7 protein-coding genes are annotated in these 19,176 nt (G+C 36.2%); all 7 read right to left on the bottom strand.

Translation table 11 applies throughout. The features are described 5' to 3' along the window. Positions 1-47: 47 nt before the first annotated feature. The 7 genes from ACMX3D_RS26045 to ACMX3D_RS26015 all read right to left on the bottom strand — a co-directional run bounded on the left by ACMX3D_RS26045 (position 48) and on the right by ACMX3D_RS26015 (position 19,116). Positions 48-689, bottom strand: a complete 642-nt coding sequence (locus ACMX3D_RS26045; protein WP_482748679.1) for a hypothetical protein — start codon at positions 687-689, stop codon at positions 48-50. Between the two features lie 247 nt (positions 690-936). Continuing rightward, positions 937-1,161: an MbtH family protein gene (locus ACMX3D_RS26040; RefSeq protein ID WP_482748678.1), complete on the bottom strand. Its 225-nt coding sequence runs from the start codon at positions 1,159-1,161 to the stop codon at positions 937-939. A 6-nt stretch (positions 1,162-1,167) separates the two neighbouring features. After that, positions 1,168-1,923, bottom strand: coding sequence for a class I SAM-dependent DNA methyltransferase (locus ACMX3D_RS26035; protein WP_482748677.1), 756 nt, complete (start codon positions 1,921-1,923; stop codon positions 1,168-1,170). Between the two features lie 68 nt (positions 1,924-1,991). Beyond that, positions 1,992-3,395: an aspartate aminotransferase family protein gene (locus ACMX3D_RS26030; RefSeq protein WP_482748676.1), complete on the bottom strand. Its 1,404-nt coding sequence runs from the start codon at positions 3,393-3,395 to the stop codon at positions 1,992-1,994. Positions 3,396-3,436: 41 nt separating this feature from the next. Further along, entirely contained in the window at positions 3,437-7,792 is a 4,356-nt protein-coding gene (locus ACMX3D_RS26025; RefSeq protein WP_482748675.1) for a non-ribosomal peptide synthetase family protein, read from the bottom strand. Between the two features lie 48 nt (positions 7,793-7,840). Then, a complete protein-coding gene (locus ACMX3D_RS26020; RefSeq protein WP_482748674.1) occupies positions 7,841-12,697 on the bottom strand; it encodes an amino acid adenylation domain-containing protein in 4,857 nt (1,618 codons plus the stop codon). Further along, positions 12,694-19,116 carry an amino acid adenylation domain-containing protein gene (locus ACMX3D_RS26015; RefSeq protein ID WP_482748673.1) on the bottom strand — a complete coding sequence of 2,141 codons (6,423 nt, stop codon included), beginning with the start codon at positions 19,114-19,116 and terminating at the stop codon, positions 12,694-12,696. The genes ACMX3D_RS26020 and ACMX3D_RS26015 overlap by 4 nt, the downstream gene beginning before the upstream one ends. Between the last annotated feature and the right edge of the window lie 60 nt (positions 19,117-19,176).

Below are 19,176 nucleotides of genomic sequence, written 5' to 3'. Positions count from 1 at the left end.
TAACAAAGTACTGAGGATAAACTTAGTATAAAAATTTACTTAAATAATTAACGACTGTTAATAATTGTTATTGTTGCTGCTGGAGATAAGCCAACACAAGCTGCTAATTCTGCCAATGCGATTTGCTCTTGCGCATTAGTGTTAAGCATTTCTGTGGCTGCTGCTACATAATCAGCATTGGCAAGGCTTTTTAAACTTTCGGGAGGTTTAGTTTGATGATTAAGTCCAGCAATGCGATCACTATTGGTCAAATTTTGCATTCGATAAGCTGCAATTTTGACAGCTTGACGCGCTTGGATATAAGCCAAGTAATGACGAATAACAGCTAATCGTTTTTGTTGCTTGGCTTCAGAGAAACGAGCTTGAAATATCGGTTTTTGTTGGAAAGCACTAATTAACTTAATTGGATCAAGAGAAATACTTAAGTAAAAACTACTTTCACTTTCTTCTGATGCAACAGGGGATTTGTAGTTTGTAGTAGTTAAAGAGGGAGATAACTCTATAGATACAACGTCTTGAAAAGCACGCCATCCTGTGGCTAATTTTGCATCTAGTACTTCAGATGAGTTTCGCTCAGCAATAGTGAATAATTGTTCAATAATTTTGATATCATTTTCTGTAATATTCGTTTGTAAAATTTCTAACTCACTAGCTTTGATTTGCTGATTTTCTGAAGCAATTGCAGGCAAAAAATAACCAAAAATAAAGATAGATAATAAATATGCAAAGTAGCAATTTAAAAAATAATTGAGCTTTGTGTTGAATAGTTTTTGAAGATAAAAGTTATACTGGCAACTCATGCAATAGATATTTAGTTAACTAGTCTAATAAAAGAGATTGAGCAGAATGCAGAAAAAACTTTTAGTTTTCTAAAATAAAATAATTGTAGAGAAGTAAAACCTCTCTACAAATAGCAATATCAAACTTATTAAACTATTAATTTTTACTAGATAACTTTTCCATTTGCTTTCTCAAGCTTAGGGGTCTCATATCAGTCCAAACTTCTTTAATATATTCCAAACATTCTGATTTCAGACCAGTTTTACCTGCATCTTTCCAACCAAGAGCATTTTTTCTGTCAGCAGGCCAAATAGAATATTGTTCCTCTTGATTGACTATAACTTTGTAAATTCCTCTATGTTCTGTAGCTTGTTCATTCATAATTGACTATTTCACTGACTTGCGACAAACAAAATAAGCTGTACCTGCTTCTTGAGTATCACCAAAATCATCAGATGCACTGTAAACACTGATTTCTGTAAATCCTACCTCTTCCAGAGCCTCTACAACTTCATTACCGTAGTATCCTTTAACTAACCAAGTATCATCTAAACGCTGCCACGTTTCCCCAATCAATTGAAATATAGTAATATAAATTTCTCCTATTCTTGTATCAGTGTTATAAATGCGTTTTAAAGCCCAAGCATAATTTTCTTGAACATCACCATCTATAGAATTGTTCCAAGCACCTTGGTACCTTTCATTCAGGCTCAAATCGAACATAAAGCATCCATTTGGTAGCAATGCTTCATAGACATTTTTAAAGACAGACTTTAATTCCTCAATCAATAAGACATGATTTAAACCATAATGAGTAGAAACAACACCATTAAAAGTAGCGGGTAATTCAAAAAAACGCGCATCCTCTAACATTAATTTACTATCAGGCGCATTTATTTTCGCATATTTCAGCATTTCTTCTGAACCATCTAGTCCAGTTAACTGATATCCTTTTTCCTGTAATTTCTGTACGAGTTGACCAGAGCCACAACATAAATCAAGAATATGCCCTCCTATTGGTATATTTTTGAGAAGCAATTTCTCTACAATTGGCATTAATAAATTACTAACTGGCACACCCCAAGATTCGTTATTGATGCGTGCGAAATTATTATATACAGAATAACGAGACGCTGAAATCATTATATTTTACTCCTATTTTAGTAGAGTCTAAAGTGACTAGATTTGATAAATAGTTAAATACAATATCTTTAAGGCAAGAAACAACCTGCTCTTAATTCTTGTACGCTATCTTGTAGAGCCACAAGAATCTGCTCAATATCTGCTGGTGTATGAGCAGTAGATAAAAAACCACCGTCACCTCGGAGCATAATCCCTCTAAAAAGTAAGTGATAATACAACAAATCGAAAACTATAGCAGCATCTTGATTTTTTTCAGCCTCACTATTCGTAACGGCAACAGTCCCAAAAATTGAGCCAAAACAAGTCATTTGAATTAGTAGTTTTTCTTGGGTAAAATAATTATTAAGCTTGGCAACAAAATCTGAAGTAAAACCGTTTAGTTTTTCTTGTAAACCAGCACCTTGACTTTTTAAATAACCAAGAACTGCTTTTGCAGCAGCTAATGCTAATGGATGTTTACAAAAAGTACCAGCAAAAAATGTTGTTTTTCCTTGGGGATAGGATGCGTCTCCATAATCCCAAACACCACCATCAATGGCATTCATATACTTAGCTTTACCAGCAATAACACCAATAGGCATACCACCACCAACAATTTTGCCGTAAGTGGCGATATCAGCCTGAACACCAAACCAAGCCTGTGCGCCTCCTGGATGAATGCGGAAACCAGTCACCATTTCATCAAAAATTAATGGTATATCTAAATCTTCAGTTAATTCTCTTAATTTTTGCAAGAATTCTTGGGGTTGGAGAGCAAGGTTTCTTGTTTGTACTGGTTCCACTACAACGGCAGCTAATTCTAGAGCATGAGTTTTAACTAATTCCAATGATTGATCATTACCATAATCTAATACCAAAACATCTTTCACAAAATTTAACGGTGTACCTGAAGATATTGGTAAAGATTGAAGATTACCATTTATCAGCTTACTTTTAGCTAATGTGCCATCAAAATGACCATGATAAGACCCAGCAAATAAAGCGATTTTACTGCGTTCTGTTGCCGTTCTTGCTAAACGAATTGCTGTCATTACAGCTTCTGTACCTGTATTGCTAAAAGCTACTCTTTCCATACCAGTAAATTCGCAAATTAATTGAGCAACTTCTCCTGCAAGTTCGGCTTGTGGCCCAATTTGTACGCCTTTTTCTAGTTGTGCAACTAAAACTTCTTTAATAAATGCTGGATTGTGACCAAACAAATTTACGCCAAATCCCATTGTTAAGTCTATATATTCATTGCCATCTATATCCAAAATTTTGGCACCGGACGAACTTTGAGCAACTATAGGATAAAAAATTTCTTTTAAAGGCAGATTGAAATCAACAAACTTTTTATTATCAGCCAGAAATGGACGATAATCTTGAGCTAATTTTTTTGATGTTTGTGTACGTTGATTGAAGCGTTCAATAAAACTGCTCAAATACTTTTGTTGTTGTAAAGCTATTGGATTAGTAATTTCTAAGCTGGGCATGGTTCTATTTATTTATAGGTAATTGTTCAAGATGATCTGTATCAACCTTTTTGGCTTAATTTTGGCTGGCTGAGGAACCCAGTACGAGTGAGGTAGGTAAAGTATGTTTGTAACAAATGATGGTTAACTGGTGCACAAGTAATACCAGATTCTGCTAACCCAGCTAGGGTATTTTGATGGTGAGAGTTGTATTTCATAGTATTTTGATTGCTGGATTTTTGAGAACTTTCAGTAAATATTCCAATTAATGGATATAAAGCATTATTGTTTTCTATCTCAGAGATTTGCAGCAATTTATCTCGCCAAGTTTCATAGGAAATTTGTTGTATGGGATAACCTAACTCACAAATTAATTTAGCCATCTCACCCCAAGAAATTGATTGAGGGTTCACTATATCAAAGACTTGACCAAAAGATGATTTTTGTTGAGATAAATAAACGATCGCTTGACTGGCATAATCTACAGGAGTTAAATTTACCATCACATCTTGCTTTGGCGCACTTCCTAATTGAATGCAGCCGCGAATCATTCTAAAAGTATGGTCTTCAGGATTACAAACACCTGTTTTACTATCGCCAGAAATCCGTCCTGGTCTATAAATGCTAATTGGGACTCCTCGTTCGCCAGCAATTTTAATGAGTTTCTCAGCCACCCACTTACTTTGAGTATATCCGTTATCACTCTTTACTTCTTTGTCAGGGTTATCTTGAATTTGTGCTACTCCAATTGTGGAGATAAAATGTACTGGCTTAACTTTAATTTGTGTAGCTAATCGTAATATTTCCTGAGTTCCTAATACATTTGCTGCTTTGAGAACCGAATACGGATAAGTGAAATTTACCCATGCTCCGTTGTGATAGATAACATCAATTTGACTAGCTATTGACTGAAATTTATCGTCACTCAGCCCCAACAATGGTTTAGCTAAATCTCCATTCACAGCAATAATTCTATGGCTGAAGTTCTCATCCCACAGTAAATAAGTTTTTAAGCTATTTATCAGTCTTTCTTGTCCAGATATATTGTTTTTAGCACGTACTAAACAATAAATATTTGCTGATGTTTGTTGCAATAGCTCGTAGAGTAGAAAAGTGCCAATAAACCCAGTAGCACCTGTTAATAATATATTTTGAGAATGACTTTGATATTCAACAGCTACGTTGGCTTGAATATTTGGATCTAAGACAGCTTCATCCAACAAATTTACATTTGCAGCGTGAGTAATAATACCAGCATTTTTCTTTTCAATAATGTGAGCTAAATCAGCAATAGTTGGTGCATCAAATAAATCACGTAAATGTAATTCTATCTGGAAAAATTTTCTAACTTTAGCTAATAGTTGCGTAATTAGTAGAGAATGCCCACCCAAATCGAAAAAGTTGTCGTTAATACCTACTTTTTCCAATCCTAAAAGTTGCAGCCAAATTTCAGCTAACTGTTTTTCTATAGGAGTGCGTGCTTCTACATAAACTTGATTGATTTGCGAACGGTTTTTTCCTAGTACTAGTAATTCTTGGATGTCTACTTTACCGTTTGGAGTTAAAGGTAATGCTTTGAGTGGCACAAAGGCTGATGGCACCATATAATCAGGTAATTTTTGCAGACAAAATCTGCGTAAATCATTGATAAATTTTATCTGCTGATTTTGGTTACAATTTGCTTCAGAGTTCAGAACTATATATGCTACTAAATGCTGATTTTCTTCAGCAATAACCACAGATGCTTGTACCTGAGAATGTTCTTTAAGTGTGGCTTCTATTTCACCTAATTCAATCCGAAAGCCACGAATTTTTATTTGATTGTCAACTCGCCCTAAAAATTCTAAATTGCCATCTGGTAAATAACGAACTAAGTCACCAGTTTTATATATCCGCTGGCTGAATTTTTCTGCTGATAATTGTAAGTTAATCCAGGGATTTTGAATAAACTTCTCCTGTGTTATTTCAGGCCGATGCAGATATCCTCTGGCTAAACAAGCACCCCCGATGTAAAGTTCTCCAGGTACACCCATAGGTACAGGTTGTAATTGTTCATCTAGTACGAACACCTGAGTATTGGGTAGAGGTTTTCCTAAAGGAACTGTTTTAGTTTGAGGATAAGGAAGTTTTACTGGGTAAGTAAGTACACCTACTGTAGTTTCTGTCGGGCCGTAATGGTTGAATATTTGACAGTTGGGAGCTTGTTCTTGAATGGTTTGAATCAAATCCCATGTGCTAACTTCACCTCCTAAAATCAAACAATGGCGGGGTAATATTGACTGGTTGGTAGAAGCAGTTAAAAGTGCAGTTAAATGAGAGGGAACAATTTTCAGACAATCGATAGGATATTGTTGAAAATAATCTGCGATCGCCTGTGCATCAGAAGCTCTTTCTTGAGACAATATATGCAAACATCCTCCCGTACACAAGGCAGCAAACACAACGGTATTACCTAAATCTGCGGCGAAAGTTGAAACAGTGGCAAAACTCGCTGCTGTTGGTAAATTGAGTCTGTCTAAAATGCCATAAAGGTAATTGATAAGTTGTTGATGTTCTATAGCTACAGCTTTGGGTTTACCAGTAGAACCAGAAGTGAAGATGGCATAAACTAAATTTTCTGGTTGTACAGAAATTTCTGGGTTGTCGAAATTTTCTGACGCTATGCTTTCCCAGCCACTATCTAAACAGATAACTTGCGCCGTCGTTTTGGGAAGTTTTTTCACTAACGACTGCTGTGTTAATAAAATGGATGTTTGAGCATCTTGCAGACGAAACTCTAAATTGTCTGCTGGTAATTTTGGATCTAATGGTAAGTAGGCAGCACCAGCTTTGAGAATACCTAAAATACCAACGATAATATCAACAGACCTCTCGACATACAACCCTACTAAAACATCAGCACCAACACCTAACTTTTTGAGGAAATGAGCAAGTTGATTTGCCTTTGCATTTAATTGGGCATAAGTCAAATGTTCACTCTCAAAAACTACAGCAGTATGATCAGGTATCTTTTCAGCTTGCTGTTCAAATAGCTGATGAATACATTGAGAAGTTGGATAATTCTTATGTGTATTATTAGATTCAATTAATAGCTGATGTCGTTCCCGGCTATTGATAATTTCTAATTCACCAACTCTAGTATTAACATTCTTAACCACACTAGAGACTATAGTTAAAAATCTTTCAGTTAAATCATGAATATTTTCAAGAGAAAATAAAGCTTGATTGTATTGTATTTGTAAAACAATTTCTGTGTTTTTCTGTAAACAATTCAGCTTTATTTTAACCGGAGTAAAATAAGAAAAATGATGAAATAAAGAAAATGATACATCACCAACTATAATATCCTCAGGTAACTCCTGGAATTCAAAACCTATGGGTAACCTTTGGTGATTGGCTTCACATTCTACATTGTCTGGCAAAATAAAATATTCTTGCCATTTGTTAATTTGGTGGATATTGTTATTAGTTTGAGTGAGAACTTCTAAAAATTTAAAGTCTTTCTGAAATACACACTGTACAGGTAAGGATTTAGCAGCTAATCCCATGAGGTTTAATAATTCTGTATATTTTCTATCATTCAATATAGTATGAATAACTATATTAGATTGCTGTGTTAGCCGCCAGATCAATGTTTGCCAACAAGTAAGTAAAAAATTAGAAATTGTTGTGTCATACTGAGTAGTAATATTGACGATTCCAGCAGTTAATTCTGAAGAAATTTTTTGATTATAAATTGTAGAAACAATATTACTACCTTCAGATAAATTAGTTTCCCAAGGTAAGATTAAGGGTTGCTGATTTGTCCAATCGTTTTGTTGCCAATACTCTTTTCCTAATTCTGCTTCTTCATCCTCTAATAATTGATTTTGCCATTCAGCAAATTGAATATATTGTATTGCTTCATCTAATAACTGTTTTTTTTCTAAGCATAAAGCATAGGTCTGGCTAATTTCTAAGAATAAATTATTCAGTGTCCAACCATCAGCACATAAGGATGGTAATGTTAGCACCAAAAGATATTGATTTTCAGACAAAACAATTAGATTTAAACTTAAAACATGATCATACTCAGGTTTATTAATAATTTGCGACTCTGTCAACAAATAATTTTCTATTTTTTTGTTTTTTTCATCACTGACATATTTACTAATATCACTGATCTTCCACACATAAATGTTATTGTATTGAATAACTTGCACAGGAATTTTTACACCAGGTAAACATGAAAATTTTGTGCGAAAAATTTCGTGGCGATTAACAACTTCATTTACAGCTTTGTGTAATACTTGAATATTAAGATTACCCGTAATTGAAATTCCAACTTGAGCCACATAATCAGCATTATTTTTTTGCTGTAACCAAAGATGTCTTTGCTGGGGAGATAGACGAAAACCTTCAATAGCTGAAATTGTCATATATTGATTCCTTAATTTTGTTGATGCTGCTAAATTTAATTTTTAACTCTAAGATAACTTCATAGCCTTAGGCTTAATTTGCATTAGCTTTTTGAGTTTACCTTGCTCACTTTTAACTTCGTTAATTAATTGCTGTTGTTTTTGGGTTTCTGTCAGCAATTCTAAATTGCTAATTCTGGCATCTGGGTTAGCTACAATACTGGCAATTATTGCCTCAAAACTTTCCAAAAAGTTAGAAATTTTTTCTGTTTCAAATAAATCTGTTTTGTAATACCAACTGCCTGTAATTCCTGATTCAGTTTCAGCCATGAATAAAGTTAAATCAAACTTAGCTGTTTTAGCTTCTACCGCTATTGGCGACAAAGTTAATCCCGGTAATTGCAAGTTCTGCGTCGGAACATTATCCATCACAAACAACACTTGAAACAATGGTGTATGGCTTAAATGACGTTCTGGTTGTAGTTCTTCGACTAGCTTATCAAACGGTAAATCTTGATGGGCATAAGCCTCTAAACTTACTTGTCGTACTCGTTGCAATAGTTCTCTAAAAGTGGGATAGCCTGATGTATCAGTACGTAATACTAGCAAGTTAACAAAAAAGCCAATTAAATCTTCAGTTTCACCTCGGTTACGATTAGCAACGTCCGTTCCAATTACAATGTCAGCTTGCCCTGTGTAGCGATATAACAATGTTTTTAAAGCAGCTACCATTGTCATAAACAGCGTGACATTTTCTTGATGGCTAAGCGTCTTCAGTGTTTGTGATAATTCTGTTGATAAATTGAAGCCTTGAACACTAGCTTGATTGCTTGGGGTGGCTGCTTTGTTTTGGGTATAGGGTAACTTAAGCACTGGTAAAGCAGCACCTAATTTTTGTTTCCAGTAGGCAAGGTGATTTTCTAATACTTGCCCTTGTAACCATTGTCGCTGCCAAATAGCAAAGTCTGCATATTGAATTGGTAGTTCTGGCAAAGCAAAAGGTTTACCCTCCGCCAAGGCTGGATATATGGCAGCTATCTCTCGAATAATAACAGCCATAGACCAAGCATCAGATATGATGTGATGCATTGTAAATATGACTATATATTCGGTTGAACTTAGTTTGAGAAGAATTACTCTTAATAAGGGTAATTGCTGCAAGTTAAAGGGTTTTTGAGTTTCTTGATTAATAATTTGTTGTACTTGCGTTTCTTGTTCTGGTTTTGAAAGTGCCTGCAAATCAATTTTAGGTAAAGATAATTCTAAATTTGCAGTAACTACCTGGATGGGTAAACCTTCTACTGCAATAAAGCTAGTTCGTAAAGCTTCATGACGTTTAATAATTTGGTTTAAGCTTGCTTCCAGTGCTGGAATATTGAGAGAACCAAGAATACGAACAGCACTAGTCATGTTATATGCAGCATTATTAGGTTGTAATTGTTCTATAAACCACAACCTTTGTTGAGCAAATGATAAAGGCAGATAATTTTCTCTATTAACAGGAATAATAGGAGGAGTTACAAGATTATCCTGTCCTTGTTTGATAGCTTCAACAGCTGTTGCTAAACCTGCTACTGTTGGAATTTCAAAGATTTTCTGGAGAGGTAATTCTATTTGAAAAACTTGGCGTAGTCGAGAAATTAATTGTGTCGCTAATAAAGAATGTCCTCCTAGTTCAAAGAAATTATCGTTCACTCCGATTTGTTCTATACCCAAAACTTTAGTCCAAGTATTAGCGATAATCTCTTCAACAGAATTACGGGGAGGAATATAATTTTGCTCTAAATTTCTATCTGACCAGTCTGGCGTAGGTAAAGCCCGACGGTCTATCTTGCCATTGGGAGTCAATGGAAATGCTTTTAGTAACATAAAAGCTGAAGGTATCATGTAATCTGGCAGCTTTTGTTGCAAAAATTTTCGTAGTTTTGGGGCTAATTCATTGGTAGTTAACTCATTGTGCTTAGGAACAACATAAGCAAGCAAGCGTTTTTCACCTAAATCATCTTCTTTGAGAGCAATTACACTTTCCTGTATCTCTTGATGTTTAGCTAGTAGCGTCTCAATTTCACCAACTTCTACCCGAAAACCACGAATTTTTACCTGATGATCAATACGCCCGAGGTATTCAATTTCTCCATTAGGTAAATAACGGGCTAAATCACCTGTTTTATAAAGTTTTGTACCTGGTTGGCTACTAAATAGGTGAGGAATAAATCTCTCTTTCGTTAAATCAGGACGGTTAAGATATCCTCTAGCAACACCAGCCCCACCAATGTACATTTCTCCAGGTATTCCTACAGGTAGAGGTCGTAAATTTTTATCTAATATGTAAATTTGGGTATTAGCAAATGGTCGTCCGATAGGAACTAGTTGCTCTTTTGGCAAATCTATATTTTTAGATTTAAAATAAGTACTATCAATAGTTGCTTCAGTTACTCCAAAAGAGTTGATCAGCCTTGTTGGAGAACCACATAATTGACAAATTCTTTCATACTCTCTGACGTACCAAATATCAGAGCCACAGACTAGCAAGCTCATAAATTCGAGCCGCTGTTGGCTATCTTCTAGATATTGCATTAAGTTTCGCAATACTACTGGCACAAATTCTGCAAAGTCTACTTTTTCTCGCAGCATGAGACTATAAAGTTTTGCGGGTTCTAGTAAAAAATCACGCGGACATAATACTAGTTTTTTACCTGAACAAAGAGCGCGAACTAAGTCTCCAGAAAAAACATCAAAAGAAAAACTTGCCATTTGTAAGTGACAGGTTGTGCTTGTTCGTAGTTGATAAGCTTCTTCCCAAGCAAAATAAGCATTTACTAGATTGCGATGCTCAATCATTACACCTTTAGCTTGACCTGTAGAACCAGAGGTGTAAATGACATAAGCTAAATTATCTGGTTTAACGTTGTGATTAAGATTGGTATTTATTTGTTGAGAAATTTCGTACCAGTTAGTATCTACACAGAGTATCTGTGCTGAATGATTTGTTAGTTGAGGTAGCAATTTTTTCTGCGTTAGCAGTACTTTAATTTGAGAGTCTGCCAACATATAAGCTAATCTTTGTGAGGGATAATTCGGGTCTAGTGGTACATAAGCACCACCTGCTTTAAGAATGCCAATAATCCCCACTATCATTTCTAAAGAACGTTCAACACAAATTCCTACTAATACTTCTGGTTTTACTCCCAGTTTTTGCAAGTAGTGTGCGAGTTGATTCGCTCTTTGATTGAGTTGTTTATAGGTTAAATATTCATTTCCAAATACTACAGCAATAGCATCAGGTGTTTTCTCTACCTGCGTTTCAAATAATTGATGAATGCACTGGTTTTGCGGATAATCAACTTGCGTATGATTCCACTCTATTAGTAGTTGATGTTTTTCGCTTGTGGTTAATAATTGCAAGTCTGATAGGTGCTGGTGAGGATTTGTGATAATTTCTGCTAACAATACTTGAAAATGCCCTAACATTCGGGTCATTCTATCAGCATCAAATATATCTGTGTTGTATTCTAAATCTCCAGATAATCCTAATTCTGTTTCTTCTAACGAGAGAGTTAAATCAAAGTTTGTAGTATTTTTTTCTGCTTTTAATGGTTCTAGAGTTAATTCTGGCAGAGGTAAAACTTCGGTTGAGGCATTTTGAAGAATGAACATTACCTGAAACAAAGGGCTGTGGCTTAAATTTCGCCCTGGTTGTAGTTCTTCTACTAATTTTTCAAAGGGCAAGTCTTGATGAGTATAAGCGCCTAAGGTGACTTCACGTACCTGCTGTAAAAGTTCTGTAAAAGTAGAGTTATCACTAAGATTTGTACGCAGGACTAAAGTATTGACAAAAAAGCCGATTAATCCTTCTATTTGTGAGCGATTGCGATTAGCAATAGGAGTACCTACGATAATATCTTCCTGATTGGTGTAGCGATATAGCAGCACTTTAAATGCTGCTAGGAGAGTCATAAATAAGGTAACACCTTCCTGCTGTGATAGGTCTTTGAGTTTCTCAGTTAAGGACTTGGATAATTGAAAACGCTGTGTTGCACCGTTATTAGATTGAATAGCGGGTCGAGGCCGATCGCTTGGTAACTCTAAAATAGGTAAATTACCACCCAACTGCTGTTTCCAGTAATTTAATTGAGTTTGCAGCACTTCGCCTTGCAACCATTGTCTCTGCCAAATAGCAAAGTCTGCATACTGAATTGCGAGTTCGGAAAGCGGAGAAGATTGACCCTGAGAAAAGGCTGTATACAGTGCTGTCAGTTCTTTAATGAATATCCCTGTAGACCAACCATCAGAAACTATATGATGCATGGTCAACAACACCACATGGTCTGTTTCTGCTAGTCGGAGTAAACTAGCTCGTATTAGCAGGTCTTGTACTAAGTTAAAGGGTTTTTGTGCTTCTAAAGCAGCCAGATTTAAAACTTCTTGCTGTTTATTCTCTTCCGGAAGTGTCTGCAAGTCTATAACTGGAAAAGTAAAGTTTTCACCTTTGCCAATTACTTGTATTGGTTCGCCATCTACTACAGTAAATGTGGTTCTTAAGATTTCGTGCCGTCTGATAATTTCATGAATACTTTGAGACAATGCAGGCACATTTAGTTTACCTCTCAGTTTGACGGCTACGGGTATGTTGTAAGCACTGCTATTTGGTTCTAGTTGACTAAAAAACCAAAGTCGCTGCTGGGCAAAAGATAAAGGTATATTTCCCTGGCGTGAAACAGTTTGAATCGTTTCTGAGGTAGATTTTAAAGCCTGATTCGCCTGGTTGATAAAAGCTAAAATTTCTGTTTTGCGTGCTGCTAATTCCGCTTTGATATCTGGTGTAAGGGCTTCTTTAGGTGCATTACAACGTAGGCGATCGCCCTCAGCCCATAATTTGATATCCTGGGTGCAAAGGTCAGACAAAAATTCCTCAATTGTTTTCATAGTTCTATTTCCTCTCTGTCTTCTGCCATTTGCATAGGCACAGTTTGCAACTGTTTTACCGCCAGAATTCCCTCTATTCGCTCAACCAGATTTATAACTGTGGGATTTTCAAATAAGCTACGCAAAGGTAAATCAATCTGTAAGACTTCACGTAATCGAGAAATCACTTGCGTAGCTAAAAGTGAATGTCCTCCCAACTCAAAGAAGTTGTCATAAATTCCGATTTTTTCTTGCCCTAAAACCTCAGCCCAGATATTAGCAATTATCTGTTCTGTTGGTGTACGTGGTGCGACAAAATTTATTGCCGTTTCAATTGTTATATCTGGTGCTGGTAAAGCTTTACGGTCTATTTTACCATTGGGATTTAAAGGTAATTTATCTAATATGACAAACACCGTTGGTAGCATATAACTAGGCAGTTTTGCTTGTAAAAATCTGCGAAGTTCAGGAGTATGAATATCTGTCTGTGATTTACGAACTATATAAGCTACCAAGCGTTGATCACCTAGTTTATCTTCACGGACTATCACCACAGAGTTCTGCACAGATGGATATTGACCCAACACAGATTCAATCTCGCCTAGTTCAATGCGAAAGCCTCGCAGTTTGATTTGATTGTCAATCCGACCAACTAATTCAATCTGTCCATTAGGAAGATAACGCCCTAAATCTCCTGTTTTGTAAAGAATATCTCCTGGTTTTTGACTAAATAAATTAGGAATAAATTTTTCAGCAGTTAAATCTGGTCTATGTAAATAACCCCTGGCTACACCTGCCCCACCAATGTAAATTTCGCCATTAACTCCCACAGGTACAGGCTGGAAATAGCTATCGAGGATGTAAATTTGTGTGTTGGTAAAGGGGGAACCAATCGGTACTAATTGCTCAACAGATAAGTCTGTTGTGTGTGTTTCAAAATAGGTACTGTCAATAGTCGTTTCTGTTAACCCAAAGGAATTAATTAAGCGGGTTGACATACCACAAAATTGACGAAATTTTGCATATTCCAGCCCATACCAACTGTCAGAACCACAAATTATTAATCGCATGAAATCTAAACGCTTTTGGTTCTGCTCTAAGTACAGAATTAAATTTCTTAATACTGCTGGTACAAATTCTGCACAATCAATTTCTTCTCGCAGCATTAATTGATAAAGCTTTGCTGGTTCTAGTAATAAATCACGAGGACAAAGTACAAGTTTTCCACCTGAACAAAGGGCGCGAACTAAATCTCCAGTGAACACATCAAAAGAGAAACTAGCCATTTGTAAATGAGAACTAGCAGCAGTTCGCAATTGATAAACTTCTTCCCAGGCTAGATAAGCATTTGTTAGGCTGCGATGTTGAATCATCACACCTTTAGATTGCCCTGTAGAACCAGATGTATAGATTACATAAGCAAGATTTTCTGGGTTGACTTCGGTAGTAAGATTTTCTCTCGATTCTTGAGCTATCAGATTATCTAAACAGATAATTTGGCTTGAGTTTGCTGGTAAATCGGCTACAAGTTTTTGTTGTGTCAATACTACATAAACTTGAGCATCGGTTAACATGAAGGTGATACGCTCTTGGGGATAAGCTGGATCAAGTGGTACATAAGCACCACCAGCTTTGAGAACAGCCAAGAGTCCAACTACCATTTCTAAAGAACATTCTACATATAGCCCTACTAATACTTCTGGTTTAACTCCCAGTTTTTGTAAATAATGTGCTAGTTGGTTAGCTTTTTGGTTTAATTCCTGATAAGTTAATTGTTCATTTCCCCATACTATCGCTACAGAATTAGGTGTTTTCTCCACCTGCGCTTCAAACAATTGGTGAATACACAAACCTTGTTGTAGATGCTCTCCTAATGTCTGATTCTGCCCCCATTCTAGTAATTGGTGTTGCTCATGAGATGTTAATAAAGGTAGATTGTTTAAACGTTGTTCAGCATTTGTAATAATACCTTCTAACAAAGTTTTAAAATGTCCAACTAACCGATTCATTCTTTCTGTATCGAATAGGTCAGTGTTATACTCTAAATCTCCTCTTAAACCTGCCTCTGATTCTTCCATTGTCAGGCACAAATCAAAGCTTGCAGTTTCGCTATTTACATTCAAAACTGACAAATTTAAATCTGGTAGTTCTAAGGTAGTTCTAGGAGCATTTTGCAGCACAAACATAACCTGGAACAAAGGATTATGGCTCAAATTGCGTTCCGGTTGGAGTTCTTCTACTAATTTGTCAAATGGCAAATCTTGATGAGCATACGCCCCTAGCGCTACTTCTCGCACTTGTTTGAGCAAATCACGAAAAGTCGGATTACCAGATAGATTACTACGGAATACTAAGGTATTAACGAAGAAGCCAATCAAATTTTCAATTTCTGCTCTATTACGGTTAGCAATAGGTGAACCAACTAAAATATCAGTCTGATTTGTGTAGCGATATAATAAAGTTTTAAATGCTGCCAATAGCGTCATAAATAAAGTGACACCTTCTTGCTTTGACAGATTTTTTAATTCTTCACTTAAGCTTTTTGGCAATATAAATGATAGAGTTTTCCCTGGGTAAGTCTGAACTGTAGGACGAGAACGGTCAGTAGGTAGTTGTAATATTGGCAGTTCACCAGAGAGTTGCTGCTGCCAATAAGCAAGTTGATTTTTTAATACTTTTCCTTCTAAGCGTTGTCTTTGCCAAAGGGAAAAGTCTGCATATTGTATAGGTAATTGTGGCAAAGGAGAAGGTCTACCACTACATAAATCTGTATACAGTGCAGCTACTTCTCTGATTAATATATCTGTTGACCAAGCATCAGAAACAATATGATGTAGTGTCAATAAAATTACATAATCTTCTGCATCTAATTGCAGCAGTTTAGCCCGTAATAATGGTGCTTTAGTGAGGTCAAATCCTGTTTGTGCTTCTGCTTTGGCTAGATAATATAATTCTGCTTCTCGCTGTTGTTGGGGGATATTTTGTAAATCTACTATTGGTAATTCTAAGTTTATAGAGTCAGAAATTACCTGAATTGGTTGTTTATCATATATGGCAAAACTTGTCCGCAAAATTTCATGTCGTTTAACAATTTCGTTGAGGCTGGCGGAAAGTGCATTGATATTGAGTTTCCCTTGCAAACGTACTGCTCTAGGCAGATTATATGATGGGCTACCTGGTTCAAATTGGTCAAAAAACCATAATCTTTGTTGCGCAAAAGATAGGGGTAAAGTTTGCTTTCTAGAGGCAGAAGTAATGGTTGCAATTTCCTGTTGTTCACCCCGCATTGCAATTTCAATCTGCGCCGCTAGTGCTGCTAAATTGGCAGATTCAAACAGTTGTGGTAAAGGAATTTCTACACCAAAGGTAGTGCGAATGCGAGAAATTACCTGAGTCGCTAATAGGGAGTGTCCACCCAAGTCAAAGAAATTATCATCAATGCTTACCTGTGATACACCCAACAATTGCACCCAAATACTTGCTAATACTTCTTCTGTTGGAGTACGAGGTGCAATAAAGGTTGTATCTCGGCTAACTACATCTTCTGGTGCAGGTAGGGCGTTACGATCTAATTTCCCGTTAGTAGTGAGAGGTAAGGCTTTGAGAATAACAAAGGATGTGGGTATCATGTACTCTGGCAACTTTGCTTTCAGGAAGTTGCAGAAGTCATGATCTGATACTGAATGAGATGTAGGGACTATGTAAGCGACAAGACGCTTTTCTTTTGATATATCTTCCCTGACGATAACTACACTTTCCTTGACTGCTGGGTGTTGATTCAAGGCTGTGGAGATTTCACCTAATTCAATGCGGTAGCCTCTAATTTTTACTTGATCGTCGAAACGACCGAGAAATTCTAGATTACCATCAGACAAATAGCGGACGCGATCGCCTGTTTTGTACAATCGTTGTTCACCATCACTGAAGGGATTAGTAATAAACCTTGTCGCCGTTAACTCAGGTTGATTGAAATATCCCCGCGCTAAAGATTCACCGCCAATATACAGTTCTCCTGTTACCCCTAAAGGAACTGGTTGCAGATTTGCATCTAATACATAAACCTGGGTATTAGCTATTGGTTTACCGATGGGAACTGTTGCGGTTTCCTGAATTTTCTCTCTTACAGAGTAAGTCAGTAAGCCAACGGTTGTTTCTGTGGGGCCATAGTGATTGAGAATTCGACAATTAGGCGCATTCTTTTCTATTGTTTCAATTAGATTCCAATCGGCTGCTTCACCACCGAGAATTAATAACTGACGGGGTAAAATCTCCCAACACTCGGAACTTAACAAAGCAGCTAAATGAGAGGGAACTATTTTCAAGCAGTCGATAGAATGACGACGGAAATAATCAGCTAATGCAGTCGGATCAGATGCGCGTTCCCAAGATACAATATGCAGACATCCACCACTAGACAAACAGGGGAAAATAACGGTATTACCTAAATCTGCGGCGAAGGTGGAAACACTTGCATAATTTGCATTCACAGGAAGTTGTAGTTTTGGCAAAATTCCATATAGGTAATTCAGCAGTTGTTGATGCTCAATTGCAACACCTTTAGGTTTACCAGTAGAACCAGAAGTATAGATTACATAAACTAAATTTTCCGGCTTAGTGTTGTTAATTAGATTGTCTGTACTTTCCTGAGAGATTCTTTCCCAATCAGAATCTAGATTTACTTGTGTAATGTTCAAAAACTGTTCCCTGTTCTCTGTTCCCTGTTCCCTTGTATTTAAAAACTGTTCCCTGTTTCCTGTTCCCTGTTCCCCAATTAATACCGATACTTGCGCATCTTGTAAGCGAAACTGTAACGCCTCTTGAGGTAAGTTGGCATCGAGCGGGAGGTAAGCTCCGCCAGCTTTAATCACAGCTAATAAGGATATGATAAATTTGGGATTTCGCTCTACACAAATTCCTACTACTACTTCTGGTTTAACCCCCAAATTTTGTAAGTAGTGAGCTAATTGATTAGCTTTAAAGTTTAATTTTTGATATGTTATTGCTTCATCATTAAACACCACAGCAACAGCATGAGGTGTTTTTTCTACCTGTTCTTCAAATAACTGATGAATCAATTTCTCTCGCTGGTAATCAGCTTTTGTTTGGTTAAACTCAACTAACAATTGTTGCTGTTCACTGGCGCTGAGTATTCCTAGTTGACTGATAGGTATTTCTGGATTATCGATAATATTTATCAATAAAATTTCAAAATTTTTTGCTAGTTGTTGAATTGTTTTGTCAGAAAAATAATTAATATCATAGTGAAGGTTGGCTATTAAATCCTTGCTTCTTTGTAAACAAGTGAGTTTGATTTTAAAGGGTTCAATAAAGCTGTGAATTTCTTGTAAAGTGAATGTTACTTTTGGATTGTCAAAATTTTCAGAAATATTTGCAAATTCAAAACCAATAGGGAAAGCTATCAAGTTATCTTGCTTTAGAGATTCAAGAACAAAATAATCTTGCCATTCAGCAGCATTTTCTAATGTTTGTGTTACTGATGAAAGGACTTCTTTAAAGTTTAAATTAGGAGTGAACTTAGTTTTGATTGGTAGCCAAGTTGCTAATAATCCTAATGTATCATGAAGCTCTTCATAGTCGCGGCGATCGCTTGCTGTACCAATGACTATTTCTGACTCTCCTGTGAGCCGCCAAATTAGGATTTGCCAACAGGCTAATAAAAAGATATTTGTTGTTTTATTATACTTTTGCGCAAAATAATTAATTTTTCTAAATAATTCTTGGCTAATAATCAACTGATAGCTATCAGTTATAAATTGCTCACCCTTTGTTTGAAGTTCATTAGGTAACTTTAATGCTGATAGTGAGCTAATTTTTTGCTGTTCCCAATATTCTCTAGCTTTTTCTGCATCTTCATCTTCTAGTAATTGATTCTGCCATTCAGAAAATTGTAAATACTGCACATACTCTACACTAAATACCTGACCTAGACAGCATTGAGTGTAGGCTTGATGAATTTGATTACCTAAATTTTTGATTGTTTGAGTATCAGCATACAATGCTGGTAGAGAAATAATTAAAATATGCTGATTTTTGGATAGTTTGATTAAATATAACCTCAGTGGTGAGGCTTGAGAAAGATTTTGCAATGCGAGTTTTGCTTCCCAAAATAATTCTTGAATTTTGCTAGTGATATCTTCTTTTGAGGCATTGCTTAAATCTAAATATTCCCAGTTATATGAAATTTGATCAGCAACAACCATCACTGGATTTTTAACTCCAGGTGGGCGATAAAAATTGGTTCTGAGAATGTCATGACTATTGATAATTTGCTCAATAGCTTTTTGCAGCATCTCTGGTTGGAGATTACCTTCAATCAAAATACTAGCTTGTGAATAGAAAGCTGAACTATTTTGTTGTAAATTCCACAGCCTTTTTTGTTGAGGTGCGAGCCGAAAGCCGCTAATAGTTTCTGTTTGCATATTGAGGGAGGATTTTTTTAACGCAGAGGGGCGCAAAGTCAACGCGGAGTGAACGCAGAG

The organism is Anabaena sp. TISTR 8404, from assembly GCF_056847745.1.
The sequence above is the reverse complement of the archived record's forward strand: the minus strand, read 5'-3'. Positions and strand labels throughout refer to the sequence as shown.